The sequence below is a fragment of the Microbacterium sp. 2FI genome, from assembly GCF_005502885.1.
GTDB lineage: Bacteria > Actinomycetota > Actinomycetes > Actinomycetales > Microbacteriaceae > Microbacterium.
The window spans coordinates 1-1142 of the sequence record NZ_SCMR01000042.1 but is presented as its reverse complement, the minus strand read 5'-3'; the positions used below and the strand labels follow the sequence as shown (position 1 = coordinate 1142).

1 protein-coding gene is annotated in these 1142 nt (G+C 72.2%); it reads left to right on the top strand.

Going from position 1 to position 1142, the window contains the following annotated elements; genetic code table 11:
- Positions 1-153: 153 nt before the first annotated feature.
- Positions 154-1140 carry a type IV toxin-antitoxin system AbiEi family antitoxin domain-containing protein gene (locus FFS15_RS18515; RefSeq protein ID WP_137846527.1) on the top strand — a complete coding sequence of 329 codons (987 nt, stop codon included), beginning with the start codon at positions 154-156 and terminating at the stop codon, positions 1138-1140.
- The last annotated feature ends 2 nt before the right edge of the window (positions 1141-1142 follow it).

The window sequence follows — 1142 nt, the reverse complement described above, 5'->3', positions numbered from 1 at the left end:
CCCTGGCGTCGCGCACCCGCGTCCTCGCCCTCGCGTCCCGCGGGTGCGCGACGCCAGGGGCAGCGGTTCCTCCACAGAGGTGGGGCGGTGGGGAAGGATCCACATCGGGAGGAAATCCGGGGACGGCGCCCAGGCATCCCTCAGCCTGAGCCGATGGATGTCGCCGAAGCCCGCGCCCGCCTCCTCTCCCGTGCCGACCTCGCGCGGCGGGGCATGTCCGGCCGGCGCATCGCGGCAGCGGTGCGCGACGGCACGCTGCGCCGGATCCATCGCGGCTGGTACGTGCCGGCTGCGGCGTGGCGGGCCGAGCACGCCGAGGGTCGCCACCTGCTGAGCGTCGTCGCCGCGCACGATCATCGTCGCGGGTCTGACGCGCCGAACTCGCTCGCGTCGGCAGCCGTGCTGCACAAGCTCCCGCTGTTCCGGCTGGCGCCGCGGTGGGTGCATGTGAGCTGCAAGTCCGCCGACGGTCATGTCACGACCGGCGACGCGCGCACGGCGCGACATGAGATCGACATCCCGGATGCCGACCTGGACGTGGTCGACGGCATCCCGTGTACGAACCTCGCGCGCACGGTCGCGGACATGATCCGCACGGCTCCGGAGGAGACGGGCGTCGCATTGGCGGATGCTGCGCTTCGACGCGTCGCGTGGGATGACGTGTCCTGGGTCTACGACGAGAGCAGGGCGACCGGGTTTCGGGCGCAGGTCGCCGAGCGCCTCGAGATGCCGCGCGGGGCGCGGGGAGTTCGACGCGGACGGCAGGTACTCGCGTTCGCCGACGGCCGGGCGCAGCTTCCGGGTGAGAGTGTGAGCCGTCTCTATCTGCGCGATCTCGGGTTTCGGCCGCCACGCCTCCAGGTGCCGATCCCCGCGCCGAGCGGCGGCTTCTACTTTGTCGACTTCGGTCTGGACGACGTCGACGCGTGGGGTGAGTTCGACGGGGAGGGGAAGTACCGCGACCCCGCCCAGCGGGGGCGCGGGCAGAGTGCCGAAGACGTCGTCCTCGCGGAGAAGATGCGCGAGGACTGGATCCGCGGGACGACGAACCGCCGGTATCCGCGCTGGGGCATGGCGCACATCGCCTCCGCAGCCACCCTGAGCGCGCGACTTGCGGCATTCCACGTCGTCGCCCCCTGACC